The sequence below is a fragment of the Allobosea sp. GW821-FHT09G06 genome (assembly GCF_059416005.1).
This window is the reverse complement of record NZ_JBWKOI010000002.1, coordinates 391,718-417,124: the sequence shown is the minus strand read 5'-3', so window position 1 is coordinate 417,124 and position 25,407 is coordinate 391,718. Positions and strand designations below refer to the sequence as shown.

Sequence of the window (25,407 nt, the reverse complement as noted above, 5' to 3'; positions counted from 1 at the left end):
GATCAAGGGGAGTGGAATTCGGTCGCGGCCGAGCCCCTAAAAGGACCGATCAGCGCAACGCCGACGGCGCATGCGCCGCCCGCGAGGCGAGCCTGGAGATGGGATGGCATGGCACCGGATTCCGCGCCGTCACGGCATCGGATCGGGACAGAAAGCCCTCACGACGACCGGCGGCAGGCTGAAGACGGCCGTCGCGGACGCCGTGGCGCCGGACGGCGGCTCAGGCGAGAGCGGGCGGTGCGCGCGGGTTGCCGGGCGAGTGGTCGGAGATAAAGCCGACTGGCCGGTCGAGGCGGCGGACAAAGGCGACGAAATCGGCCGGCCGCTGCGGCAGGATCTGGAAATCGGACTGGACCGGATCAGCCCCGGCGAGCATCGGGCAGCCGGCCGTGCAGCAGCTCATGCCGGCATGGTTCTGCGCCTTGTCGTGATCGCCGCCAGCGCTTGAGTCCCCGCTCGGCGCGCAATGCGTCAGAGCGAGCGTGCGGTCGAGCGAGAGCGCGTTGGCATAGCTGCCCGCCGCAAAGCCGGCGAACAGCGCCTGGACCACGAGCAGATAGGCCGCGAGGATCGCGACCCAGGACCTGCCACGGGATGATGCGCGGTGCTGCACGAGAACTCCCCCGCGCCATGCATAGCCTGCGAAGCGGGATCGCGGGAAGCGACAGAAAGTCACAAGGCCAGCGGCGCGGCGCCCGCCGCCTCACTCCCAGCTGAGCGCGCCGCCATTCTGGTATTCGATGACGCGGGTTTCGAAGAAGTTCTTCTCCTTCTTGAGGTCCATCGCCTCGGACATCCAGGGGAACGGGTTCTCGGTCTCGGCGAAGACCGGGGCCAGGCCGAGCTGAGCGCAGCGGCGGTTGGCGATGAAGTGCATATACTGCTCGCAGAGCGCCGCGTTCAGCCCAAGGAAGCCCCGCGGCATGGTGTCGCGACCGTAAGCGGCCTCCAGCTCGGCGGCTTCCCGCAGTATGCCGCGCACCTCCTCCTGGAAGGCCTTGGTCCAGAGATGCGGGTTCTCGATCTTGATCTGGTTGATGACGTCGATGCCGAAGTTCAGATGGATCGACTCGTCGCGCAAGATGTACTGGTACTGCTCGGCGATCCCCACCATCTTGTTGCGCCGGCCAAGCGAGAGGATTTGCGCGAAGCCGGTGTAGAACCACATGCCCTCGAAGATCACGTAGAAGGTGATCAGGTCGCGCAGCAGGGCCTGGTCGTTCTCGGGCGTGCCGGTGCTGAAATCCGGGTTCTCGATGCTCTGGGTGTGCTTCAGCGCCCAGGCCGCCTTGTCGGTGATCGAGGGCACCTCGCGGTACATGTTGAATAGCTCGCCCTCGTCGAGCCCGAGGCTCTCGACGATGTACTGGAAGGTGTGCGTGTGGATCGCCTCCTCGAAGGCCTGGCGCAGAAGATACTGCCGGCATTCCGGGTTGGTGAGGTGGCGATAGATCGCCAGCACGATGTTGTTGGCGACGAGGCTCTCTGACGCGGCGAAGAAGCCGAGATTGCGCTTGAGCATGCGCCGCTCGTCCTCGCTCAGGCCATCCTTCGACTTCCACAGCGCGATGTCGGCCTGCATCGAGACCTCGGTCGGCATCCAGTGGTTGTTGCAGCCGGAGAGGTATTTCTCCCAGGCCCATTTGTACTTGAGCGGCAGGAGCTGGTTCACGTCGGCGCGCGCATTGATCATGCGCTTCTCGTCGACGGTGACGCGCCCGCCATTGCGGTCGATCTCGCCGAGGCCGGTGGCGTCGGGCGCGGAGGATGGGTTGGTCAGGATGGCGGGATTGGCGGCGGGCGCCGGCTTGGTGTCGGACCAGTCGAGCATGGGGTGTTCCGTTCTTGAAACGTGAAGGGCGTCATGCTCGGGCTTGACCCGAGAATGACGCGAGGTTGGGACGATGGCGCGCGTTACTGGCAGGCTTCGCAGGTCGGATCGTCGAGCGAGCAGGCGTTCGGCACCGCCATGCCGTTCTCCAAGGATATGTCGACGATGATCGGCGCTGTGGACTTGGCTGCAGCCGGCACCGTCGCCGAGACTGCGTTGAGCTTGCCGTCGGTGCCCTTCAGCGTCGACTTCTCGACATGGGTCGCCGACAGAGCACGCAGGTAATAGGTCGTCTTCAGGCCCAATCGCCACGCCAGACGATAAGCCTCGTCGAGCTTCCGGCCGGAGGGCTGCGCCATGTAGAGATTGAGCGACTGGCCCTGGTCGATCCATTTCTGACGGCGCGCCGCTGCCCTGATCAGCCATTCGGTCGGGATCTCGAAGGAGGTGGCGTAAAGCGCCTTGAGATCGGCCGGGACGCGATCGATCCCGCTGACCTTGCCGTCATAGTACTTGAGGTCCGAGACCATCACCTCGTCCCATAGCCCCCTCGCCTTGAGGTCATGGACGAGCCCGGCATTCACGACGGTGAAGTCGCCCGACATGTTCGCCTTGACGTAGAGCTGGCTGTAGCTCGGCTCGATCGATTGCGAGACACCGACGATGTTGGAGATCGTCGCGGTCGGCGCGATCGCCATCGTGTTGGAGTTGCGCATGCCGGTGGTCTTCACCCGCTCGCGCAGGCCTTCCCAATCCAGCGTCGCCGAGCGGTCGAGCTCGACATCGCCGTCGCGGGCTTCCGAGAGGATGTCGAGCGAGTCGATCGGCAGGATGCCCTTCGACCAGAGCGAGCCCTCAAAGCTCGGATAGCGGCCGCGCTCAGCAGCGAGATCGACCGAGGCCGAGATCGCATGGAAGCTGATCGCCTCCATGGACGTATCAGCGAAAGCTACCGCCTGCTCCGAGGCAGCCGGGAGGCGCAGGGCCTGGAGCGCGTCCTGGAAGCCCATCAGCCCCAGCCCGACCGGGCGGTGGCGCAGGTTCGAGCGGCGCGCCTCGGGGATCGTGTAGAAATTGATGTCGACGACATTGTCGAGCATCCGCATGGCGGTCTTCACGGTCCGCGCCAGCCGGGCCTGATCGAGGCCCTGAGCCGTGACATGCGCCGCAAGGTTGACCGAGCCGAGATTGCAGACCGCGACCTCGTCGGCCGAGGTGTTGAGGGTGATCTCGGTGCAGAGATTGGACGAGTGCACCACGCCGGCATGCTGCTGCGGCGAGCGCAGGTTGCAGGCGTCCTTGAAGGTGATCCAGGGATGGCCGGTCTCGAACAGCATGGTCAGCATGCGACGCCAGAGATCGAGCGCCTTGATCCGCTTGAAGACCTTGATGCCGCCGCTGGCCGCCTTCGCCTCATAGGCCTCGTAGGCCGCCTTGAACGGCTTGCCATAGAGATCGTGCAGGTTCGGCACCTCGTCGGGCGAGAACAGCGTCCAGTCGCCGCCGGCCTCGACGCGCTGCATGAACAGGTCGGGAATCCAATTCGCCGTGTTCATGTCATGGGTACGACGGCGGTCGTCGCCGGTGTTCTTGCGGAGATCGAGGAACTCCTCGATGTCGACATGCCAGGTTTCGAGATAGGCGCAGACCGCGCCCTTACGCTTGCCGCCCTGGTTGACGGCGATGGCCGTGTCGTTGGCGACCTTCAGGAAGGGCACCACGCCCTGGCTCTCGCCATTCGTTCCCTTGATATGCGCGCCGAGACCGCGCACCGGCGTCCAGTCATTGCCGAGGCCGCCCGAGTACTTGGCGAGCAGCGCGTTGTCCTTCACCGCCTTGAAGATGCCGTCGAGATCGTCGGCGACCGTGGTCAGGAAGCAGGACGAGAGCTGCGGGCGCAGCGTGCCGGAGTTGAACAGGGTCGGGGTCGAGGCCATGAAGTCGAAGGAGGAGAGCAGGTCGTAGAACGCGATCGCCCTGCCCTCGCGGTCGATCTCGCGGATGGCGAGGCCCATGGCGACGCGCATGAAGAAGGCCTGCGGCAGCTCGAAGCGGTTGCCCCGGACATGCAGGAAATAGCGGTCGTAAAGCGTCTGGAAGCCGAGATAGTCGAACTGGAGATCGCGCTCGGGCTTCAGCGCCGCCGCGATGCGGGCAATGTCGAAGCGGCCTAGCTCGGTGTCGATCAATTCATTCTCGATGCCGGTCTTGAGATAGGCGGTGAAGTAGTCGCCGTAGCCGGCGGCCATCTCTTCCTGCGTCGCCTGTTCGGCATGGCCATGGACGAAGCTCAGCGCCTCGCGCCGCAGCTTGTCGAGCAGGAGGCGGGCCGAGACCTTGGCGTAGTTCGGCTCGCTCTCGATCAGCGTCCGCGCAGCGAGGATCGGCGCCAGTGCCAATTCGTCGAGCGAAATGCCGTCATAGAGGTTGCGGCGGGTCTCCATCAGGATCGGCTCGGCCGCGACGCCGTCGAGCCCGGCACAAGCCTCGCGCACGACCTTGTCGAGGCGGGCGGCGTCGAGCGGAACGAGCGTGCCGTCAGTGAGCTTCATCTGCAGCGACGGCGCGGCTGCGGCCGGCGCGGACCCGGCCTGCGCCCTGGCCCGCTCCTGCGCCCGTTCGGCGCGATAGAGGACATAGGCACGGGCGACCTTGTGATGCTCGCCGCGCATCAGCGCGAGCTCGACCTGATCCTGCACGTCCTCGATATGGAAGGTGCGGCCGGTCGCGGCGCGGCGAGACAGGCCGGAGACGACCTGTTCGGTCAGGTCGGCGACGACATCATGGATGCGGCGGGACGCGGCGGCGCTCGCGCCCTCGACCGCCAGGAAAGCCTTGGTCAGGGCGACCGCGATCTTTGAGGGGTCGAAGGGCGTCACCGCGCCGTTGCGGCGGATGAGCTGGTAGCCGGGCTCCGCCGCTGCGGCGCGCGGCGATGCAGCAGGTTCGGCACCCAGCGGGGCCAGTGAAGGCCGTTCGGCTTCAAGAGAAAGAGACATCGGCATCAACCCCAAGATGTTGGGGGCAAAGGCCGAGCGGTCGCGTCGAGAAGGCGCGCGACGATACGATGCCGCGACCTGCCAAGCGCACCACCGGGACACCCCGCCCGAGGACGTAAACAAAGGTCGCGGCAGGTCTCCTGGCTCGCGGGTCACCGCTCTCGTCCGTCTTCCCAAGGCCTTGCAGCCTCAGTGACAACGCTGGACTAAGAACTTACCGCTGACAGTTGCGGGGGCAGCGCCGGTCTCTCACCGGCTTCCCTCTTAGCTCTCGATCTTGCGATTCGAGAGACCATCGACAACTACATCTAGCGTTACTCTCCGCTCCGATGTCAATCGGTCGTATGCTCTTCCTCAACCGCATGTGGAAAGCGAGGACATCTCGGCGGCAACGCCCGAGCGCATGCCCGACATGAAGACATAAATATGTCTTTATATCTCTTGTTGACGACCCGCGAATGGCGGCCCATGATGCGGCGTCGAGGTTCTTCGGTGCGGCTTGCCGTATCGGAGCTAAGAGGGAAGCCGGTGAGAGACCGGCGCTGCCCCCGCAACTGTCAGCGGCGAGCTTTCTGCCCACCCATGTCACTGAGGCCGCGAGGCCTTGGGAAGACGGGCAAGAGCGACGACCCGCGAGCCAGGAGACCTGCCCCGACAACATGAACGTCCTCGGGCGGGGTGTCCCGGTGGTGCGCTTGGCGGCCCCGCCCGGATTCTTGCGTCCGGACGGTCCTCGTCCCGCGTCCGCTTTGGCCTTTGCCCCCAACTAGTCGGGGTTAAGCCTATGTCTCAATCAGTACCTGTCGCTGCACTCGGCACGCCGCGCATCGGTCCGCGCCGCGAACTCAAGACCGCGCTCGAAAGCTTCTGGGCCGGAAAATCCGACGAAAGATCGCTCGTCGAGGCCGCTGCGGGCCTGCGCGCGGCCAATTGGGCGCGCCAGAAGGCGCAAGGGATCAGCGTGATCCCGTCGAACGACTTCTCCTTCTACGACCAGGTGCTCGACACCAGCGTCATGGTCGGTGCGATCCCGGACATCTATGGCTGGAAGGGTGGGCCGGTGCCGCTTGGCACCTATTTCGCCATGGCTCGCGGCTCGCAGGGCGAAGCCGAGCCGCATACGTCCTGCGGCCATGCCCATCACAACCACGATCATGCCCATGGCGTCCCGGCGCAGGAAATGACCAAGTGGTTCGACACCAACTACCACTACATGGTGCCGGAGTTCGCACCGGGGCAGAGCTTCGAGCTCGCCTCGCTGAAGCCGGTGGAGGAGTATCGCGAGGCAAAGGCGCTCGGCTACGAGACGCGTCCTGTCCTGCTCGGCCCGGTGACGTTCCTGAAGCTCGGCAAGTCCAAGGACACGTCCTTCGATCCGCTGTCGCTGCTGGGCGAATTGCTGCCGGTCTATGTCGATGTGCTGCGCCGTCTCTCGGCGAATGGCGCGGAATGGGTGCAGATCGACGAGCCCTGCCTCGTGCTCGATCTCGATGAGGCCGCCCGCACCGCGCTGCATCGGACCTATGCGACGATCGCGCACGCCCTGCCGCAGCTCAAGGTGATGCTCACCACCTATTTCGGAGCACTGGGCGACAATCTCGACACGGCGGTATCCCTGCCGGTCGCAGGCCTGCATCTCGATCTCGTCCGCGCGCCCGAGCAGCTCGATGCGGTTCTGGCTAAAGCGCCGCAAGGCCTGGTGCTCTCGCTCGGCGTGGTCGACGGCCGCAACATCTGGAAGACCGATCTGGAGGCGGTCCTCGCAAAGATCGAGCCGGTCGCGGCCAGGCGCGGCACCGACCATGTCCAGGTCGCACCGTCCTGCTCCATGCTGCACTGCCCGATCGATCTGGAACTCGAAACCAGTCTCGATCCGGAGGTGAAGAACTGGCTTGCCTTCGCCGTACAGAAGATGGGCGAACTCTCCACGCTCGGCCGCTCGCTTGGCGGCGGGCGCGGCACCGTCAAGGACAGGCTGGCCGCCTCGACCACGGCAGCGGCCGCACGCAGGGCCTCGCCGAAGGTCAACGACAAGGCCGTCGCAGCGCGCATGGCTGCGGTCACGGAGGCCTTCGCTCGCCGCAAGAGCGGTTTCGCGGACCGCGCCAAGCTCCAGCGCGCCCGCTTCAACCTGCCCGCCTTCCCGACAACCACGATCGGTTCCTTCCCGCAGACGCCGGAGGTCCGCAAGGCCCGCGCCGCCCATGACAAGGGTCAGCTCGGCCATGCCGAATACGAGCAGTTCCTGCGCGAGGAGACCGCTCGCGCCGTGCGCTGGCAGGAGGAGATCGGCCTCGACGTGCTCGTCCATGGCGAGTTCGAGCGCAACGACATGGTGCAGTATTTCGGCGAGCAGCTCGCCGGCTTCGCCTTCACGCGCGGCGGCTGGGTGCAGAGCTACGGCTCGCGCTGCGTGCGTCCGCCGATCCTGTTCGGCGACGTTTCGCGGCCGAAGCCGATGACGGTCGAGTGGTGGCGCTATGCCCAGTCGCTGACGCAGCGGCCGATGAAGGCGATGCTGACCGGCCCGGTCACGATCCTGAACTGGTCCTTCGTGCGCGACGACCTGCCGCGCAGCGAGGCGTCGAAGCAGATCGCGCTGGCGATCCGCGACGAGGTGCTCGACCTGGAGAAGGCCGGTGCGGCGATGATCCAGATCGACGAGGCGGCGTTGCGCGAGGGTCTGCCACTCCGCAAGAGCGACTGGAAGCACTACCTCGGCTGGGCGGTGGAGAGCTTCCGCATCTGCGCGTCGGGCGTCGCCGACGAAACGCAGGTCCATACCCATATGTGCTACTCGGAGTTCAACCAGATCATCGACGCCATCGCGGCGATGGATGCCGACGTGATCTCGATCGAGACCTCGCGCTCGAAGATGGAGCTGCTCGACGCCTTCGTCGGCTACAAGTACCCGAACGAGATCGGCCCGGGCGTCTACGACATCCACTCGCCGCGCGTGCCGGATGTCGCCGAGATGACCGAACTCCTGAAGCTCGCACGCCAGCGGCTGAAGGACGACCAGCTCTGGATCAATCCGGATTGCGGCCTGAAGACCCGGAAGTGGGAGGAGGTCCGCCCCGCACTCGTCAACATGGTCGAGGCGGCACGGGAAATCCGCGCGGCCGCGCACTGACGAATGAAGCACAGCAGGCGCGACGGTGACGCCGCGCCTGCGATCCAAACCCGGCGACCATGTCAGGCCTTCGCGTGAATGGCCTTCCAGATCGCCAATGGCGTCGCCGGCATGTCGATATGGCGCACGCCATGGGGCGAGAGGGCATCGACGATCGCGTTCATGACCGAGGGCAGCGAGCCGGCGCAGCCAGCTTCGCCGCAGCCCTTGGCGCCGACCGGGTTGGTGCGAGTCGGCACGCCTTCGCTGATGAAGGTGAAGAAGGGCACATCCGCGGCACGCGGCATCGCATAGTCCATATAGGAGCCGGTCAGGAGCTGGCCGTTCTCGTCATAGGAGGTCATCTCGCAGAGCGCCTGGCCGATGCCTTGCACGACGCCGCCATGGAGCTGCCCCTCGACGATCATCGGGTTCACCAGCACCCCGAAATCATTGACCATGACATAGCTCGCGATCTCGACATGGCCGGTATCGGGATCGATCTCGACCTCGGCGATGTGGCAGCCATTGGGATAGGCTGAAGGAGCGGCCTTGAAGACGTGATCGACATCGAGCGTCCGCGGCAGGTCATCCGGCAGCGACGCACCCGCCTGCAGCTTGCGGGCGAGTTCCATGATGCCGATCGAGCGGTCGGTTCCGGCGATAGCGAAGCGTCCGTCGGTGAACTCGATATCGGCGGCGGCGGCCTCGAGGAAATGGGCGCTGAGCAACTTGCCCTTCTCGATGACGCGCTCGCTCGCCTCGATGATCGCCGAGCCGCTCGCCATGATCGATTTCGAACCGCCGGTGCCACCGCCCGCGATCAGGCGATCGCTGTCGCCCTGCACGAGCTTGATCTTGTCGAAGGGCACGCCGAGCTGGCTGGTCAGGACCTGCGCGAAGGGCGTCCAGTGGCCCTGCCCGTAATCGAGCGTGCCGGTGACGATGGTGACCGTTCCGTCCGCCTCGAAATGGATGCCGCCCATCTCGTTGCTGGGCGGGGCGGTGACCTCGAGATAGCAGCCGATGCCGCGGCCGCGCAGCTTGCCGGCCTTGCGGCTGGCGCGCTCGCGCGCCCGGTAACCCTTCCAGTCGGCCGCCTCCAGCGCGCGGGCAAAGAGGGCCGGGAAATCGCCGCTGTCATAGACCGTCCCGATCGGGGTCTTCCACGGTAGCTGGGCTGGCGCGATCAGGTTGCGGCGGCGGATGACGGCCCGGTCGATCCCCATCTCGCGGGCGGCGGTGTCGATCAGCCGCTCCATGAAATAGTTGCCCTCGGGGCGACCGGCCCCGCGATAGGCCGCGATCGGGACGGTGTTGGTGACGGCGCAGCGCGTCTGCACCTCGACCAGCGGCGTGCGGTACATGCCGACGCTGTTCTTGCCGATGTTCAGCGTCGCCATCAGCGGGCCGGGCTGGGAGAGATAACCGCCCATATTGCCGAAGCCGGTGAAGCGCGTCGCGAGGAAGCGGCCACTTGCATCGAGGGCGAGCTCCGCCTCGAACACCATGTCGCGGCCATGATGGTCGGAGACGAAGCTCTCGGAGCGCTGGTCGGCCCATTTCACCGGCTTCTTCAGAAGGCGCGCGGCATGGAGCAGCACGACATATTCCGGAAACACGGCCGACTTCATGCCGAAGGAGCCGCCGACATGGCCGGTGATGAGGTGCATCTTCTCCTGCGGCACGCCCATCGCGGCCGCGAGATTGTTGCGCATGCCGAAGGCACCCTGGCTCGGCGCATGGAGCGTGTAGCGCTTCGTCTTGCGGTCATAGGTTCCGATCGCCGCGCGCGGCTCGATCGGGTTCACGATGATGCGGTTGTTGACGATCCGCACCTTCGCGACATGGGCCGCCCCGGCAAAAGCCGCCGCGACCTTGCCGGCATCCCCGAAATGATAGTCGAGGATGAGATTGCCGGGCACGTCCTCGAAGAGCTGGGGCGCATCGGGGGCGAGCGCCGCCTCAGCGGAGGTGACAGCGGGCAGGATGTCGATATCGAGCGACACCGCCTCGGCGGCATCGCGCGCCTGCTGCACTGTCCGGGCGACGACCATGGCGACGGGGTCACCGACGAAGCGCACCTTGTCCGCCGTCAGCGCGTGCCGGACCGGCTTCCTCATCGCGGTTCCATCGCGGTTCGGCAGGTCCACCACGCATTTCAGCGCGCCATAGCCCTGCCCTTCGAGGTCCCCGGCCGTGTAGATCGCGACGACGCCCTTCATCGCCTTCGCGTCGGCGGTATCGATGCCACGGATGATGCCATGCGCATGCGGGCTGCGAACGAAAGCGGCATAGAGCTGGCCGTCCAGCGACAGATCGTCGGTGTAGCGTCCCTCGCCGCGTACGAGGGTCGCGTCCTCCTTGCGGGGAAGCGACTGACCGATGCCGGCGCGTCCTGCGAGGCGATCTGGCTTGGAAACATGCATGTTCATCGCAAGGCACCACAGTCGAGTGAAGGCCGGAGCGGTGATCCCGAGCGGATCGGCAGGAAGCGCTTCGACCTTTCGCGGGCGCGCCCCGGTTTTCAGAGTCGCGCTCAGCTGCCGGCGATCATAGGCATCCCCGGGCGCATTGGCGCCTGTTTCGTTGGCATAGCTCCATTGAACGTAGGGAAGCCCGCGGCACCGGCTCTTGGCGGCCGGACGATCCGCGATTCACCATAGAGCCTATCTTTTCTTTACTCATTCCATACAATTTGAACGTATAAGTTGTATCGACGTGATAACTCGCGTCGCCGGCGCCGGTTGCAGCGACCTCGGGAGCGGATGCCGGCCGTGACGACGTGGATGACCATGCCCAACCCGTGACCGGTGCCTCGAATCCGCCCCCGCGATCCGCCCAGCGAGGATGCGCCCCGATGCTGCAGATGCAGGAAGAGACGCTCGCCGAGGCACGGCCTGCGCAACGTGGAGCGGTGAGGCCCGCCAGGCCATCCGACATCCCGGCGGTCGCCCGGCTGTTCCTGAAGATCTTCAGGGATGCCGACAAGCCTGCCGGCGCAGACCTGCAGAACTACCTGCGCACGCTGCTGCTCGCCTCCCCGTCCTATCACGAGAGCCTGGGCACCCAGGTCTACGAGCAGCGGGACGGGCGCATCCGCAGCGCGCTTCTGGCCGTGCCGATGCGCTTCGTCGCCTGCGGCAACATCGTGCCCGGGCGGCTGCTCGGCGTGTTCATGACCGATGCCGACCGGGAGGCGGCGGGCGCGGCGCAGCTCATTCTCGCCCTGCGGCCGAGACGGGCCGATTTCGCCTTCTGCGACAGCGCCTCGCCGACGAGCTGCAACCATCTCCTCGCCATCGGCGGCAAGCCGATCACCTTGCAGAATCTCGAATGGGCCCGCAGCTTCCGTCCGTTCGGCGCCCTCGCTGGGCGCTTCGACGCGCGCTTCCTACGGGGCAGGTTTCCCAGCCTGCCGGTTCTCGCCCACCCGCTCGACAGCCTGCTGCGCCGGCTGTTGCCGCAGCCAGATGCGCAGGGGTCAGGGACGACGCGCGTCGCCGAGATGCCGGTTGCAACGTTCCTCGTCCAGGCGCCGCGACTGATCGCCCACTACGCGGTGCGGCCGCTCTGGACGGAGGAGGAGCTGTCCTGGCTGGTGTCGCTGGCCGCGCAAAACACGAAGCTCGGCGCCTTCACGATCCGCTCCGTCCTCGACCGCAACCACATGATCATCGGCTGCTTCGTCTATTACGCGGCGCCCGGGCGGACCGCGCATGTGCTCAACGTCCTGGCGCTGCCGGGGCAGGAGATCGCCGTGCTCGACGCGATGTTCCGCCATCTCGACGAGACCGGCCATGTCGAGGCGCGCGGGCGGGCGCAGCCTGCGCTGATGGCCGGGTTGTCGCTGCAGCGCTGGGTCGTCTTCCGGCACCGGGCCTTCACCGTCGCGCTGACGCGCATCCCCGAGATCAACGAAGCGCTGGCGCGCGGCGATGTCTATGTCGGTGGCCTCGCCGGCGAGGACTGGAGCCGGCTCCTCACCGATTTCCAGTGAGGCGGATGCGATGACGGTCTCGGTCATCCTCAAGGCGCTGAACGAGGAGGCGCGGATCGGCGCCGCGATCGAAAGCGTCCAGGCTGCGCTCGAGGGGATCGGCGGCGAGATCATCGTGGCCGATGGCGGCTCGCGGGATCGTACGCTTGCCATAGCGGCAAGCTATCCGATCCGGGTCGTCCAGCTCGCGGCGACGACGGCTCCGAGCTGTGGCATCGGCCCCCAGCTCGGCTTCCAGTACAGCCGCGCGCCCTTCATCTGCCTGATGGATGGCGACATGCTGCTCGATCCCGGCTTCCTGCCCGAGGCGCTCGCCTTCCTCGCCAACCATCCGCGTGCGGCCGGCGTGACCGGCCATGTCGAGGAGATGAACGACACGAGCCTCGAATATGTCCGGCGCGGACGCCGCGCCTCGCCGGAGAACCGCACGGGCGCGATCGACCGCATGAATGGCGGCGGGCTCTACCGACGCGAAGCGATCGAGCAAGCCGGCTATCTCTCCGACCGCAACCTGCACGGCTACGAGGAATTCGACCTCGGCGTGCGCTTGCGGAGCCATGGCTGGACGCTGCACCGGCTCGACCGCCGCTTCGTCCACCATTTCGGCCACGCGCTCAATGCCTACGCGCTGCTCGTGCGGCGCTGGAAATCCGGCTATCTGCGCGGGATCGGGGAATTGCTGCGCGGAGCGCTCGGCCAGCCGCGCTGGCGCCAGCTCGTCCGGGAGCTGCCGGAGCTGAAACTCTGGGCCGGCGTCTATGCCCTGCTCGCCGTAATGATCGTGCTGCCCTTCGCGATGCCGAGCCTCCTGGCTGGCCTTGCCGTCGATGCCGCGCTCCTCACTGGTGTCGTCGGCGCGATGAGCCTGCGCCAGCGCAGCCTGTCCCTCGGGTTTTACGCGGTCGTCGCCTGGTTCTTCCACGCCGCCGCCCTGCCGCTGGGTTTCCTTCAGGCGCGCAAGGCTCCCGACGCCTGGATCGAGAGCCGGATCGTCAAGGACACGCCGTAGCGTTCAAGCTGCCGCGTCCTGCTGCGAAAGGCTGCGCCGCGCGAGCCGCAGCAGCACCCACCAGGCGATCACGACGATCGCGCCCTCGATCAGATAGAGCGCGATGAAGGTGCCGGCCGGGGCGGCAAGCCAGGTCGCGACGGCGATAAGGACGCTGCCCAGAAGGTTCGCGCCGTTCAGGACCCAGGCCCGCGCATCCTGGCGCCCGGACGCGCCGAGAAGGTCGATCGCGGCGGCCCAGGCACCGACGAGAACGATGGTACCCGCGAGGCAGCGCACGAAAAACGACAGCTCCTGATATTGCCGTCCGAACAGGGCGGGAAGCGCCGGCGCCAGCAGGAAGAGCGCGAGGCCGGTGACGGCGCCGAGCGCCAGTGCCGCGACGAGCGCCCGCCTCGCCAAGGGCAATGCGCGATGCAGGCCGCCGCGGCTCTCGCGTGCCAGGCGTGGATAAAGCAGCCGGTTCAGGGCGTCGATCGCGAGGTAGCCGGAATCCACGACCCGGCGGGCGACGCCATAGCTGCCGACCGTCGCGAGCGGGGCGAACAGGCCGATGACCAGCAGGTCGACATTCGAGCGGACCGCCCGCATCACGAATTGCGAGCTGAACAGGATGCCGGGCTTCAGCTCCTCGCGCAGGATCGCGAAGCGCGGCCGGCCCAGAGGCCGGAGCCAGGCCGCACCGGCGAGCGCGTAAAGCAAATTCCCCGCACATTGCCAGAGCGCCCATTCGGACAGGCTCGAGACCCCGAAGACCAGGCAGGCCAACGCCGCCGTGGCCATACGCGCCAAGGCGAAACCGATCACGGCGCGGTTGGCGTCGTGAAACCGGCCGAGACCGAGGAAGACGGTCTCGACGAGCAGGATCACCCTGACCACGACGACATTGCCGAACAACAGCAGCGCCAGCGTGGCTGCGTCGACGGAGGGACCCGAGCCGATCCGCAGCCACGCCGATAGCCCGGCAACGCCAACGATGACGAGGGCAATCCCGGTGAAGGCGATCAGCAGGAGGTTGTGGCCGAGCAGGCCCGCATAACGCCCCGGCTCACGCGAAACCCCGCGCAGCAGGCTATCAGAGGCACCGAGGCCGCAAAGCTGCACCGCAATGGCGGTGACGGCCGAGACCTGCACGAACAGCCCGAACTCGCTCGGCCCGAGCGCACGCGCCAGAATGGCGAAGGTCACGAGCTGCGAAAGCGCCGCCGAAGCCAGCGAGCCGCTCGACATGAGATAGCGAACGAGACCCGGAAGAACGCGCCGCAACCTCCCGCCTCCAGTCGATCCCGGCATCCTCTGCGCCACCCACAAGTTAAGGTTAACGTTTAATTGAAAACACTACCTAAGGTTGTATTTTTCTACCCTAGAAGGATTACTTCAATCTGAAGACGATATTTCGCGAGTAACGCCAGTCCGGGTGACAGATGCTCAAGATTGCCGCCGCCAGCCTTCATCCAGCCTCCGACGCGCCGCCCGGGCCGACGCCGGCACGGCACGAAGCCGCCCCCCACGCTCACTGACGCAGATCGCCATGTACGTCACGACCGAAACCAGCCCGATGCCGGGCGGGAACGATGTCCCCTACCGACATGCCGTCGGCAAGGCTCTCCCGCCGGCCCATGCGATCAGCCCCACGCGGGTGCTGGGATGGCTCATGGGCGGCTGGCCGTGGCTGGTCGTGGCGGCTCTCGGCGGTGCTGTCGCGGCCCTTGGTGCCGGCCAGCTCGTGACGCCGCGCTTCACCGCGACGACAGAGCTGACGATCGCGCCCTCCAACCTGCTGATCGCGCCCAACGATCTCTACGCGACCAATATCCAGAGCGACAGCCAGATCCTGGATGTCGAGAGCAAGATGCGGATGATCTCGTCCGGCAATGTTCTGCGACGTGTCGTCGAGGATTTGGACCTCCGGAACGATCCTGAATTCGCGCCCAGCCCGTGGCTGCCGAGCTTTCTGCGGTCCGCCGAACAGCCTACCGATACGGCCGAGCTCGCCCGCACCATCGCCCGGCGCATCGCGGTCGCCCGGCAGGAGCGCTCCTATGTCGTCTCCGTCTCGGCCTGGGCGAGCAGCGCGGACCTCTCGGCCCGGCTCGCCAATGCCATCGCCGAAACCTTCCGCGCCGAGATTGTGCGGGCCGATGCCGAGCGCGTCGGCCGGGCGGCTCAGGGCCTTTCCTCCCGGCTCGGCGAGATCAAGGCCGCCGCGACCGAAGCCGAAGACCGGGTCGAAGCCTTCCGCAGGGCGCACGGCCTGCAGCAAGGGCTCTCGAAGCAGCCGCTGAGCTCGGAGGCGCTGGAACGGATGAGCGCCAAGCTGACCGACGCCAAGGCGCGGCTGGCCGAGGCGGAGGCGCGTAACAGCGAGGTCTCGCGCTCGGTCTCGGCGCAAGGGGCGCAGGGCGGCGGCGTGCAGTCGCCGACGCTGACCGGCCTGCTCGCCGACGAGGCGGGCCTGCGCCGGCAGGTCGCCGTGCTCTCCAAGACGCTCGGGCCGCGCCACCCCTCCCTGACGAACGTGCTGGCGGAGGCCGATGCGCTGGCCAAGGCGATCAAATCCGAGACCGAGCGCCTGCGGCGCGCGGCCCGTATCGAGCTCGATCAGGCAAGACGCGCGCTCGACACGCTGAACGGCGAGACGAAGGCGCTGCGCGGCAGCGTCTCTGTCGACGACCAGGCCCTGGTCAAGCTGCGCGAGCTCGAGCGCGAGGCCAGCGCCCGGACCGCGCTCTACCAGACCTTCCTGACGCGGGCCGGCGAGACCGCGCAGCGCCAGCAGATCGATGCCACAGATGTGCGCGTGATCACCCCTGCCACGGCGCCCGCGCGGCCGAACTGGCCGCCCCGCCCCATCGTCGCGGCAGCGGCCGGCCTGATGTTCGGCCTGCTGCTCGCGGCGGGCCTGCTCACGGGGCTCGGCTATCTCCGCGCCATCCGCAGGAGCGCCACGCCATGATGGACCACACGCAACCGCGCGCCACCGGCCTCGCAGCGCCGATGCTCTTCACGGCGACGCTGCTGTTCTACCTGGTCACGCTGACGCCGTTCATCGACCTCTCGGCGGCCGGCACGGGCGATGCCGCGGCGGCCAAGTCGAACACGCTCAACCAGGTCGTCTATCTCGGCCTGACGGCGGCGCTGTGGCTTACCGTGCTCCGGTCGAACGCCCGCCACCTCGTCGCCCGCCCGCGCGGCATCCTGATCGTGATGCTGGTCTGGTTCGCGCTCGTCTCTGCCGTCTCGGCGCAGCCCGACCTGGCACTGAAGCGCGTCTTCCTGGCAGTGCTGACGATCGTGAACGGCAGCATCCTCCTCCTGCTGCCGCGCTCCGAGCGCCAGTTCGCGGGCATGCTGACGCTTTGCTGCCTCGGCGCGCTGGCGCTGGCCTATCTCGGCGTCACGCTGATGCCGCATCTCGCCATCCATCAGCCCGGCGAAATCCGCGAGCCGATGAATGCCGGTTTCTGGCGCGGCCATTTCGCCCATAAGAACGTCGCCGCCGCGGCGATGGTGATGATCAGCTTCGTGGGGCTTTATCTCTTTGGCACCGGCCGTCGCATCGTCGGCGTCGTCATGGTGCTGCTGGCGGCAGCATTCCTTGCCCGGACCGGTGGCAAATCGGCGATCGCGGCCCTGCCGGGCATCCTCGCCATCGCCTGGGCCTTCGAGCGCTGGCGCGCCCTGCGTATCCCGATGGTCCTGCTCGGGATCGCCGCCATCAACATCCTGACGATCGGCTGCGCGATGTCCCCGGTCCTACGCAGCCTCGTCGCCCAGATCGGGATCGACCCGACCTTCACGAACCGCGTCGACATCTGGAAGATCGGCGCCACTGCCGTTCTGGATAAGCCGCTCACCGGCCACGGTTTCCAGCTGCTCTGGCAGACCGACGCGATGGTCCACAAGGGCGGCGCGGCAGCCGGCTGGGCGCACGCGGCCTTCAACGGCCACAACGCCTATCTCGACATGGCGATCACCACGGGTCTTCCCGGCCTCGCCCTGACGCTCGTCCTTCTCGTCTGGCTGCCGCTGCGCGACATCAGCCGGTCGGAGGCGACAGCCAACGACCCGGCGCTGACCCGCCTCTTCGTGCGGATCTGGCTCTACGGAATCCTCGCGGCCTGCGTCGAGAGCCTGTTCTTCCAGTCGGGCAGCCTGATCTGGTTCATGCTGGTCGTCGCGATCTTCGGCCTGCACCTCCAGGCCAGCGCACACGAGATCCGCGAACCGGCGAACCATCCCCGCAGCCTGGAGCCGGCCCATGCGTGATCCCGACGCGACGATGACGGCTGCCCCCGGCCACGCGGCGCGCCTGCCGGCGCTGCTCGACCACTATGCCGCCCGCCTGGAGAACCGGCTGATCCGCGCCGTCCCGCGGCAGGTCATGCAGGTCCCGGCGCGAGAGCCGATCGTGTCCTTCACCTTCGACGACGTGCCGGCTTCCGCCCTCGACGCCGGAGCGGCGATCCTCGAAGCCAACGGCGTCCGTGGCACCTTCTACATCTCGGGAGGGCTGGAGGGGCAGGTCGAACCCGGCCGCACGCTGATCGACCGCGCCGGCTGCCGGGACCTCGCGGCACGCGGCCACGAGCTCGGCTGCCACAGCTTTTCCCATCACGACCTGCGCCATGTCGCCGGCGACGCCTTGTCCGCCGATCTCGCCCGCAACGCGGCTTATCTCGACGCCGTCGATCCGCGAACCGCCCGCCGGAACTTCGCCTATCCCTACAATAGCGGCTCCCTCGGGAAGCGCGCCCTGCTCGGCCGCCTCTTCCGCAGCTGCCGGGCCGGCGGCGAGGGGATCAATCGCGGCCCGACGGACCCGGCCTTCCTGCGCGCAGTCGAGATCCGGCAGCCGCAGCAGCATGTGCTGGGGCTGCCGCGCTGGATCGACGCGCTGGTCGTCGATCCCGGCTGGCTGATCTTCTTCACGCATGATGTCTCGCCGCAGCCCACGCCCCATGGCTGCACGGCTCCCAGCTTTCACCTGCTCGTCGGTTACGCGCTCGCACGCGGCTGCCGGGTTCTGACCGTCGATGCCGCGCTCGACCACATGGGCCTGCGGGAGGCCGAGCGATGACGCGCGCGCGCCGGCTCCTGGCCATCAACAACTACTTCTACCGCCGCGGCGGCGCCGAAAGCGTCTTCCTCGACCATATCGACCTGTTCACGGCAGCCGGATGGGATGTCGTTCCCTTCGCGATGCAGCACCCCGCCAACCTGCCGAGCCCATGGTCCGGCTATTTCGTCTCCGAGATCGAATATGGCGCAGCCGGCGGACCGCTCACCAAGGCCCGGCAGGCCGCCAAGGTGATCTTCTCGCAGGAGGCCCGCCGCAATATCCGCAACCTGATCGGGCAGGCGCGGCCGACCGTTGCGCATGCCCATAATGTCTACCACCACATCTCGCCTTCGATCTTCGGTGCGCTGAAGGCCGAGGGCGTGCCGCTGGTGATGACCGCGCATGACCTGAAGATCGCCTGCCCGGCCTACAAGATGCTCAGCGGCGGCCGCATCTGCGAGCGCTGCCGGGGCGGGCGCATCCACAACGTCCTGCTCCATCGCTGCGTGAAGGATTCCGTCGCGGTCAGCGGGCTTGTGCTGATGGAGACGCTGCTCCATCGCAGCCTCGGCCTCTATCGCGACACGCTCGACCGCGTGATCGCGCCGAGCCGCTTCTACCGCGAGAAGCTGATCGCCTGGGGCTGGGACGCGGACCGCATCGTCCATATCCCGAACTGCATCGATGCCAGCGAGTACAGGCCCGCGACCGACGAGGGCGGCTATTTCGTCTATGCCGGGCGGCTCGCGCCCGAGAAGGGGCTGGCCACGCTCCTGCGCGCGGTCGCGCTCGCACACCAGAAGCTGGTGCTGGCCGGCAGCGGCCCGGAAGAGGAACGCCTGCGCCGGCTGGCCCAGGAGATCGGCGCCGATGTGAGCTTCGCCGGCCATCTCGACAAGCCGGCGCTCCAGCGCCTGATCGGCGAGGCGATTGCGCTCGTGCTGCCTTCCGAATGGTACGAGAACGCCCCGGTCAGCATCCTCGAGGCCTATGCGCTCGGGCGCCCTGTCATCGGCGCGCGGATCGGCGGCATTCCCGAGCTGGTCGTCGATGGCGAGACCGGCCTGCTGATCGAGCCCGGCAATGCCGCGAGCCTCGCCGACGCCCTCACCGCCCTCGCGGGCCTGGTCCCCTCCGCACGCACCGCGATGGGCGCAGCCGGGCGCGACTGGGTCCTGCGCGAGTTCTCACCCGGCCGATACCGCGAACGCTCCCTCAACCTGTACGAGGCGATCTGCTGATGTACACCCTGGTCCCGCCCCTCCCCGCCACCCTGCCCGAGAGAAAGGTCGTCTTCGTCGGCCTGCGCGGCGTCCCCGACATCCAGGGCGGGGTCGAAACCCATGTCGCGGCGATCTCGACACGGCTGGCGGAGCGCGGCTGGCGCGTCGAGGTGCTCGGACGCGCACCCTATCTTGCATCCCGGCGACCCTATGTCTGGAAAGGCGTCACCGTCACGCCGGTCTGGTCGCCGCGCTCGCGCAGCTTCGAGGCGCTGCTGCATACGATGCTGGGGCTGTTCGTCGCGGCCCGTGACAATGCCGATCTCGTGCATATCCACGCGATCGGGCCGGCCCTGCTGACCCCGCTCGCGCGCCTGCTCGGCCTCCATGTCGTGGTGACGCATCACGGCTTCGACTACGAGCGGCAGAAATGGGGCCCCGTCGCCCGGTCGATCCTGCGGACCGGCGAGGCCATGGGCATGCTGTTCTCACATGCGAATATCGGCGTGTCCAAGGCGATCGTCGATGCCGTCCGCCGCAAGTTCAGCGTCAGCGCGACCTTCATCCCGAACGGTGTCGAAAAGCCGCTCGCGGAACTGGGGACCGCCTATCTCGACCGCATCCAGGTCAGGCCGCTGCGCTACATCCTCTGCGTCGGCAGGATCGTCGAGGAGAAGCGGCATCTCGACCTGATCGAGGCTTTCGCGCGCCTCGCCGACCCCGATCTCAAACTCGTCATCGCGGGGGCGGCCGACCATGCCGGAAGCTACCAGCGCGCGGTCGAGGCCGCCGCCGTGGCGACGCCCGGCGTGGTGATGGCAGGTTTCCAGCGCGGCGAGGCGCTGTTCCAGCTCTACCGGCACGCCGCCCTGTTCGTCCTGCCATCGAGCCATGAAGGCATGCCGATGGTGCTGCTTGAGGCGCTGAGCTACGGCGTGCCCTGCCTGGCCAGCGACATCGACGCCAATCTGGCGCTCGGTCTCGGAGAAGGCAGCTATTTCCCGCTGGGCGCCGCGGACCGTCTCGCGGAGGCGATGCGCCGGAAGCTCGACACGCCCGACACCGCCGATGGCGCAGAGCGCGCGGCCCGCATCCTCGACTCCTTCGGCTGGGGGGCGATCGTCGATCGCACCATGGATGTCTACGAAAACGCGCTTCACGACTGGCGGCCGGGCAACGTCCGTCATGGCGGCGCCGGCTTCAGGAAACGCGTCGAGTTCGGAGGCTGACGATGAGGCTGGCGCTACGAAACCTCGAAATGACCGTGCTCGGCCTCGGCTTCCTCGGCCTCGCCTGGGGCAAGAGCAAACTCAACGGCTACACCACGCCGAACGACGTGGCGAGATCGGACGCAGACGGCCAGATCGCCTATCTGCTCGATATCTTCGCCTCGCTGCGGCGCTTCATGTCACCGGATTTCGACCTGCGCGGGCGGGACGTGCTGGAGCTCAGCCCCGGCGCCTCGCGCGGCAACGGCGTGCTCTTCCTCGCGCTCGGCGCCCGATCCTATCACGCGATCGACGTGTTCGATCTTGCCGCCGGCGAAGACCCAGCATTCTACGAGCGGCTGCTCGCACGCTTCCCGGAAGGTTCCACAGCCGACCGGGAACGCGCGCTGTCGCTCGCTTGCGCGCCGGGCTCCCGCGATTTCGGCTATGCGGTCGGGCGCGATTTCGACATTCCGCGCCTGGCCGAGGGGCGATTGTTCGACCTGATCGTCAGTTGCGCGGCCTTCGAGCATTACGACAACCCGGCCGCCGCCATCGCAGCCATGACGCAGGTCGCACGGCCCGGCTGCGAAGCGGTCCACATCATCGACCTGCAGACCCATTCGCGCTGGATTCGCGAGCAGGACCCCAACAACATCTATCGCTATTCCGAGCCGCTCTACCGGCTCTTCGCCTTTCCGGGGCAGCCGAACCGCCAGCGCCCCGCGGGCTATATCAGCGAGTTCGAAAGCTCAGGCTGGAGCGACGTTCGCTTCGTGCCGTCGCGGACGATCGAACCCGCGCTTCGCGAAGCCTCCTTGCGCGGCCTGGCCGCCCCGTTCGCAGGGCTGGACGGCATGACGATCCTCGATGGCGCCCTGACGGCACGCTATCGCGGCGGGGCGGTCGTCACGGAGCCTTCATCGTGACGAACCGCCGCTCTGTCCTCGCCGGCATGGTCGGTCTCGCGGCATCCGTCGCTGCCCGTCAGGGACAGGCTACTGGCCATTCCGACAGCGATATCCCGCAATTTCGGCGCGGCATCGGCGTCTCGCATGCACTGGGCTGGGCCGAGGTCGCCGCCGACGGCTCCTATGGCGAGGCGCCCTTCTCGGCCCCGCGCTTCCGTTTCGACGCGGCGCAGCGGCAGGCGATCCGCGCCGCCGGCTTCGATTTCGTGCGCTTGGCGGTCGATGCCGGGCCTTTCCTCGCGCTCCAGGGCGCGGCCCGCGACCGGCTCGATGCGCTTCTCATGAGCACGGTGCGCGACCTGCTCGATGCCGATCTCGGCGTGATCGTCGACCTGCATCCGAGTGCGATGCATCCGGCCTACCGGCCGGCTGCCCTGACTGCGGGCGTGGCCGCGCCCCACTTCCGGGCCGTGCTCGGCTTGCAGCAACGGCTGGCCGGTCTGCTCGGGCGACTGGCCGAGTACAGGGCGTCCACCGGCCTGCCGAGGCTCGCCTTCGAACTGATGAACGAGCCGGAAGTGCCCCAGCCGGTCTGGCAGCCCATGCTCGAAGCCAGCTACAGGGCCGCCCGCATGGGCTCGGCCAGGCTGCCGCTCGTTCTGGGTGGCGGGTCGATGAATGCGGCGGCAGCGCTAACGGCGATCGATACGCGGCCTTTCGCGGGCGATCATCGCCTGATCTATACCTATCACGACTACGCGCCCTGGCAGTTCACGCATCAGGGCGTGCGCGGCAGCCCGGCCCATGCGCTGGATGCGATCCCCTACCCGGCACCGCCCTCGGCCGACGCGATGACAGCGGCAACCCGACGACGCATCGCCAAGCTCGGCTTGGAAGGCGCTGCGCTGGCCGAGGCCCGGAAAGCGAAGCGAACCCTCGCGCGCTACGCCGGGTTCGATCGCTTCGCCCTCGAACGGACCTTCCGGGAGGTGAGTGCCTGGCGCATCGCTCAGCGCCTGCCGGCTCACGCCGTCCTGCTCGGCGAATTTGGTGTGCACACGACGCCCTATCTGAGGACGCCAGAGGGAAACGCCTCTCGCGAAACCTGGCTGCGCGACATGCGCCAGCTCGCCGAGGCCCATGGCTTCGCCTGGGCCGCCTGGACCTATGCGGGAACCGGCGGCTTCGCGCTTGCCGAGAACGAGACCGGACCGGGCTTCGATGCGGCGACGCTCCACGCGCTCGGCCTGCGATGAGGCCGGCATGACGCACCAACGCTATGCCCATCTCGACGGATTGCGAGCGATCGCGGCGCTCGGCGTGATGGTCGAGCACCTGTTCGGCGACCTGATCCGGCAGGCGCCCGCCGCGGCGGGACCGATGAGTGTTGTCGCTCGATCGGTCTCCGAGAGTCTGAGCCTCGGCCGGTTCGGCGTGGCGCTGTTCTTCCTGATCAGCGGTTTCGTCGTGCCTTTCAGCATCTCCGGCGAGACACCGCTCCGGCATTTCGCGATCTCGCGGCTGTTCCGGCTCTATCCCGCGTTCTGGCTGGCGCTCGTCCTGCTTATGCTGACCGGTGGATTGCCCCCCGCGGCGACCGTGCTGGCCAATCTGACCATGGCGCCACCGCTCTTCGGCCAACCCTGGCTCTCGCCGATCTACTGGACCCTGTTCGTCGAACTCGCCTTCTACGCCCTCGCAGCCTTGCTGTTCGCGACGGGACTCCTGCGCCGTATCAGTGCCCTGCTTGGCTTGAGCCTTTGCCTGATCGCCGCCACCGCCCTGCCCATTCAGCTGCGCGTGCAGGGCGTCGTCGAGCTGCCGGTCCAGTATCTCGGCATGCACCTGTCCTTCCTGTTCCTGGGGCTTCTGCTGCGGCTCTGGCTGGTCGAACGGAGGCCAGGCGCAGGCCTTGCGGCACTGGTACTCGGACTTGCGCAGCTGGCGGCCTTGCTGGCGGTGGCGTCATTCTCGCTGGCGCGCGGCGACAATTTCGTCATGGAGGGGCTGACGCCCGTGCTGGGCGCCTACATCGCGGCCCTCGCGGTCTTCCTTGCCGCCATCCGGCTGGAACGGCCGCGCTCCGGCCTGCTCGCCCGTATCGGGCTGATCAGCTACTCGCTGTACCTGTTCCACGGGATCGTGAACGCCGCCGTCTATTGCGCCCTGACCCTGACCGGGGGGATCGGCGATATCGGCACGATGCTGATCTGCGTCGGGCTGACGCTCGCGCTGTCCTGGCTCGTCTATCGATGCGTCGAGCGCCCGATGATCAGGTTCGGGCGCTCGCTATCGGCGCGGCGCGAAGGCCCCGCTGCCTATTCCATCGCCTTGAAGCGGTTGAGATAGGTTTCCTTGTTCGTCGCCGCCTGCGAGGCCGGCAGCCTGAACTTCCAGGTCTCGGTCAGCGTCCGGTCGCCGAGCTTCAGCACCGCCGTGAGATCGGACGAGACCGCCGGGTTCTTGATCTTGATCCGGTAGCTCAGGCGCCAGCCCTGGATGGCGGGGTTGGGCTGCAACTCGGTGCCGACGATCTCGACATTGTCGTTGGCGCCGACCACGGCCGTCGGCCGGGCGTCCTTCGGCAGCTTGCGCAGCGAGGGACCCTTGAAATCGATCAGGAAGGCGAGCGTGCCGTCGCCGGCGCGGATCAGGTTGGACTGGTAGAACTCTCCGCTCGAACGCATCGTCTGCCAGACATGCGAGATGTCGCCCTTCATCAGGGCCGGCTCGTCCATGGTCCAGTGCATCCGGTAATCGAAGCGCATCGGCTCGCCGAAGGGCGGCCTCACATCCGGCACCCAGAGCGTGACGATGTTGTCGTTGGTCTCGTCGGCGGTCGGAATCTCAACGAGGCGGACATTGCCCTTGCCCCAGTCGTTGGTCGGCTCGATCCAGGCGCTCGGGCGCAGGTCGTAGCGGTCCTTCAGGTCCTCGTAGCGCGAGAAGTCACGCCCGCGCTGGAGCAGGCCGAAGCCCTTCGGGTTTTCCGCCGCGATGTCGCTGATCGTGACCATCGACGGGTTGACCAGCGGGCGCCAGATCCATTCGCCATCGCCACGCCGAACGGCAAGCCCGTTGGAATCGTGGATCGCGGGGCGGAAATTCGGCGTCGGCGAGGGCTGCTGCGGGCCGAAGAGGAACATGCTGGTCAGCGGCGCGATGCCGATCGTCGTCGGCGAGGCGTCCCGCCGCAGGAAAATCCGCGACTTGACGCTGAGAACGGCGTCGGCACCCGGCGTCAGCGTGAACTCGTAGGCGCCGGAGGCGCGCACCGAATCCATCAGCGCGTAGAAGGTCAGGTGCTTGTCCTTCGGCTTGGGACGACGCAGCCAGAACTCGCGGAAGGCGGGAAACTCCTCGGCGATCGGCAGCCCGGTATCGATCGCCAGCCCGCGCCCGGACAGGCCGTAGATCTGGTTCTTGCCGATGACGCGGAAATAGCTCGCGCCGAGCACGCTCATGATCTCGTCGAGCTTGCCGGCCTTGTTGATCGGGTAGACCACCCGGAAGCCGGCCCAGCCGAGCTTGCTCGTGGCGTCGCGGTCGAAATGCAGGTCGGCGAAGTCGAAGCGCCCGGAATCGTAGGGGATTTCGTGAGCGGCACCGTCGACGATCTCGCTGATCCTCACCGGCGTGTTGAACTGCATGCCCTGGTGATAGAAGGCGAGCTTGAACGGGGTCTTGTGCTCCATCCAGGCGAAGCGATCGCGCTTCGGCTGCATCTTCTGGTAGTCGGCGAACTGCATCTTGCTGAAGACGTCGGGCAGATTGCTGACCGGCGCGACATAGGGCGCCTCCGCCAGCGCCCTGGCCTTGGCGACCACGTCGTCGAGCCCGAATGTCGGGCGCTGCTGCGCGAAGGCCGACGGGCCGGCGACAGCCGCAGCGGCGAGCATGCCGAGCGCCAGACCGAGACGCGCGAGACCGGACCCGCTCCGGGTCTGTCCGCACCGGTTCAGCAGCCGCATCAGCATGGGTCGGGCTGAAGAGGAAGACCGGGCCATGAGCGGGGCCCCGTCGGCGGAACGGGTCGACAAGTTCACACTAGC

General features: G+C 67.3%; 17 protein-coding genes and 2 riboswitches. Of the genes, 11 read left to right on the top strand and 6 right to left on the bottom strand.

Annotation, left to right across the window (positions count from 1 at the left end; genetic code table 11):
- Positions 1-220: 220 nt before the first annotated feature.
- The 3 genes from AC07NY_RS12070 to AC07NY_RS12060 form a co-directional block, all read right to left on the bottom strand.
- Positions 221-613 carry a hypothetical protein gene (locus AC07NY_RS12070; RefSeq protein WP_494584041.1) on the bottom strand — a complete coding sequence of 131 codons (393 nt, stop codon included), beginning with the start codon at positions 611-613 and terminating at the stop codon, positions 221-223.
- Between the two features lie 90 nt (positions 614-703).
- A complete protein-coding gene (locus AC07NY_RS12065; protein ID WP_494584040.1) occupies positions 704-1,831 on the bottom strand; it encodes a ribonucleotide-diphosphate reductase subunit beta in 1,128 nt (375 codons plus the stop codon).
- 83 nt (positions 1,832-1,914) lie between these two features.
- The gene (locus tag AC07NY_RS12060; RefSeq protein ID WP_494584039.1) at positions 1,915-4,830 is read right to left on the bottom strand and encodes a ribonucleoside-diphosphate reductase subunit alpha; all 2,916 of its coding nucleotides are present in this window, start codon (positions 4,828-4,830) and stop codon (positions 1,915-1,917) included.
- A gap of 113 nt (positions 4,831-4,943) precedes the next feature.
- Positions 4,944-5,143: riboswitch (cobalamin riboswitch) on the bottom strand.
- Between the two features lie 152 nt (positions 5,144-5,295).
- A riboswitch (cobalamin riboswitch) is annotated at positions 5,296-5,498 on the top strand.
- Positions 5,499-5,614: 116 nt separating this feature from the next.
- Here AC07NY_RS12060 and metE point away from each other — a divergent pair.
- A complete protein-coding gene (gene metE, locus AC07NY_RS12055; protein WP_494584038.1) occupies positions 5,615-7,963 on the top strand; it encodes a 5-methyltetrahydropteroyltriglutamate--homocysteine S-methyltransferase in 2,349 nt (782 codons plus the stop codon).
- Positions 7,964-8,025: 62 nt separating this feature from the next.
- Here metE and AC07NY_RS12050 read toward each other — a convergent pair whose 3' ends face one another.
- Entirely contained in the window at positions 8,026-10,377 is a 2,352-nt protein-coding gene (locus tag AC07NY_RS12050; protein ID WP_494584037.1) for a xanthine dehydrogenase family protein molybdopterin-binding subunit, read from the bottom strand.
- A 425-nt stretch (positions 10,378-10,802) separates the two neighbouring features.
- On the opposite strand from AC07NY_RS12050, the gene AC07NY_RS12045 reads away from it, so the two are divergent.
- Both AC07NY_RS12045 and AC07NY_RS12040 read left to right on the top strand, forming a co-directional pair.
- A complete protein-coding gene (locus AC07NY_RS12045; RefSeq protein WP_494584036.1) occupies positions 10,803-11,942 on the top strand; it encodes a GNAT family N-acetyltransferase in 1,140 nt (379 codons plus the stop codon).
- Positions 11,943-11,952: 10 nt separating this feature from the next.
- Entirely contained in the window at positions 11,953-12,951 is a 999-nt protein-coding gene (locus AC07NY_RS12040) for a glycosyltransferase family 2 protein (RefSeq protein WP_494584035.1), read from the top strand.
- Between the two features lie 3 nt (positions 12,952-12,954).
- Here the strand turns inward: AC07NY_RS12040 and AC07NY_RS12035 are convergent, their stop codons facing one another.
- Positions 12,955-14,217, bottom strand: a complete 1,263-nt coding sequence (locus AC07NY_RS12035) for a lipopolysaccharide biosynthesis protein (RefSeq protein ID WP_494584034.1) — start codon at positions 14,215-14,217, stop codon at positions 12,955-12,957.
- Between the two features lie 265 nt (positions 14,218-14,482).
- Between AC07NY_RS12035 and AC07NY_RS12030 the strand changes: the two genes are divergently transcribed.
- From AC07NY_RS12030 to AC07NY_RS11995, 8 genes are read left to right on the top strand one after another with little or no spacing between them, the layout of a single operon-like run.
- Positions 14,483-15,907: a GumC family protein gene (locus AC07NY_RS12030; RefSeq protein WP_494584033.1), complete on the top strand. Its 1,425-nt coding sequence runs from the start codon at positions 14,483-14,485 to the stop codon at positions 15,905-15,907.
- Positions 15,904-17,220 carry an O-antigen ligase family protein gene (locus tag AC07NY_RS12025; RefSeq protein WP_494584032.1) on the top strand — a complete coding sequence of 439 codons (1,317 nt, stop codon included), beginning with the start codon at positions 15,904-15,906 and terminating at the stop codon, positions 17,218-17,220. The genes AC07NY_RS12030 and AC07NY_RS12025 overlap by 4 nt, the downstream gene beginning before the upstream one ends.
- A gap of 13 nt (positions 17,221-17,233) precedes the next feature.
- Positions 17,234-18,031 carry a polysaccharide deacetylase family protein gene (locus AC07NY_RS12020; RefSeq protein ID WP_494584671.1) on the top strand — a complete coding sequence of 266 codons (798 nt, stop codon included), beginning with the start codon at positions 17,234-17,236 and terminating at the stop codon, positions 18,029-18,031.
- Positions 18,028-19,254, top strand: coding sequence for a glycosyltransferase family 4 protein (locus AC07NY_RS12015; protein ID WP_494584031.1), 1,227 nt, complete (start codon positions 18,028-18,030; stop codon positions 19,252-19,254). Before AC07NY_RS12020 ends, AC07NY_RS12015 begins: the two co-directional genes overlap by 4 nt.
- Entirely contained in the window at positions 19,254-20,465 is a 1,212-nt protein-coding gene (locus AC07NY_RS12010) for a glycosyltransferase family 4 protein (RefSeq protein WP_494584030.1), read from the top strand. The genes AC07NY_RS12015 and AC07NY_RS12010 overlap by 1 nt, the downstream gene beginning before the upstream one ends.
- Positions 20,466-20,467: 2 nt before the next feature.
- The gene (locus AC07NY_RS12005; protein WP_494584029.1) at positions 20,468-21,373 is read left to right on the top strand and encodes a class I SAM-dependent methyltransferase; all 906 of its coding nucleotides are present in this window, start codon (positions 20,468-20,470) and stop codon (positions 21,371-21,373) included.
- Complete coding sequence (locus AC07NY_RS12000) at positions 21,370-22,611, top strand: glycoside hydrolase family 5 protein (RefSeq protein ID WP_494584028.1); 1,242 nt, start codon at positions 21,370-21,372, stop codon at positions 22,609-22,611. Before AC07NY_RS12005 ends, AC07NY_RS12000 begins: the two co-directional genes overlap by 4 nt.
- Positions 22,612-22,618: 7 nt before the next feature.
- Complete coding sequence (locus AC07NY_RS11995; RefSeq protein WP_494584027.1) at positions 22,619-23,704, top strand: acyltransferase family protein; 1,086 nt, start codon at positions 22,619-22,621, stop codon at positions 23,702-23,704.
- Here AC07NY_RS11995 and AC07NY_RS11990 read toward each other — a convergent pair.
- Positions 23,674-25,254, bottom strand: a complete 1,581-nt coding sequence (locus AC07NY_RS11990; RefSeq protein WP_494584026.1) for a glucan biosynthesis protein G — start codon at positions 25,252-25,254, stop codon at positions 23,674-23,676. The genes AC07NY_RS11995 and AC07NY_RS11990 overlap by 31 nt on opposite strands.
- Positions 25,255-25,407: the final 153 nt, after the last annotated feature.

Excerpts from the sequence above, each read along its gene's own strand:
- AC07NY_RS11990 (WP_494584026.1), bottom strand. The coding sequence starts at position 25,254 with ATGCTCGCCGCTGCGGCTGTCGCCGGCCCGTCGGCCTTCGCGCAGCAG.
- AC07NY_RS11995 (WP_494584027.1), top strand. The coding sequence starts at position 22,619 with ATGACGCACCAACGCTATGCCCATCTCGACGGATTGCGAGCGATCGCG.
- AC07NY_RS12005 (WP_494584029.1), top strand. The coding sequence starts at position 20,468 with ATGAGGCTGGCGCTACGAAACCTCGAAATGACCGTGCTCGGCCTCGGC.
- AC07NY_RS12010 (WP_494584030.1), top strand. The coding sequence starts at position 19,254 with ATGTACACCCTGGTCCCGCCCCTCCCCGCCACCCTGCCCGAGAGAAAG.
- AC07NY_RS12065 (WP_494584040.1), bottom strand. The coding sequence starts at position 1,831 with ATGCTCGACTGGTCCGACACCAAGCCGGCGCCCGCCGCCAATCCCGCC.
- AC07NY_RS12045 (WP_494584036.1), top strand. The coding sequence starts at position 10,803 with ATGCTGCAGATGCAGGAAGAGACGCTCGCCGAGGCACGGCCTGCGCAA.
- AC07NY_RS12020 (WP_494584671.1), top strand. The coding sequence starts at position 17,234 with ATGACGGCTGCCCCCGGCCACGCGGCGCGCCTGCCGGCGCTGCTCGAC.
- AC07NY_RS12040 (WP_494584035.1), top strand. The coding sequence starts at position 11,953 with ATGACGGTCTCGGTCATCCTCAAGGCGCTGAACGAGGAGGCGCGGATC.
- AC07NY_RS12015 (WP_494584031.1), top strand. The coding sequence starts at position 18,028 with ATGACGCGCGCGCGCCGGCTCCTGGCCATCAACAACTACTTCTACCGC.
- AC07NY_RS12025 (WP_494584032.1), top strand. The coding sequence starts at position 15,904 with ATGATGGACCACACGCAACCGCGCGCCACCGGCCTCGCAGCGCCGATG.
- metE (WP_494584038.1), top strand. The coding sequence starts at position 5,615 with ATGTCTCAATCAGTACCTGTCGCTGCACTCGGCACGCCGCGCATCGGT.
- AC07NY_RS12050 (WP_494584037.1), bottom strand. The coding sequence starts at position 10,377 with ATGAACATGCATGTTTCCAAGCCAGATCGCCTCGCAGGACGCGCCGGC.
- AC07NY_RS12030 (WP_494584033.1), top strand. The coding sequence starts at position 14,483 with ATGTACGTCACGACCGAAACCAGCCCGATGCCGGGCGGGAACGATGTC.
- AC07NY_RS12060 (WP_494584039.1), bottom strand. The coding sequence starts at position 4,830 with ATGTCTCTTTCTCTTGAAGCCGAACGGCCTTCACTGGCCCCGCTGGGT.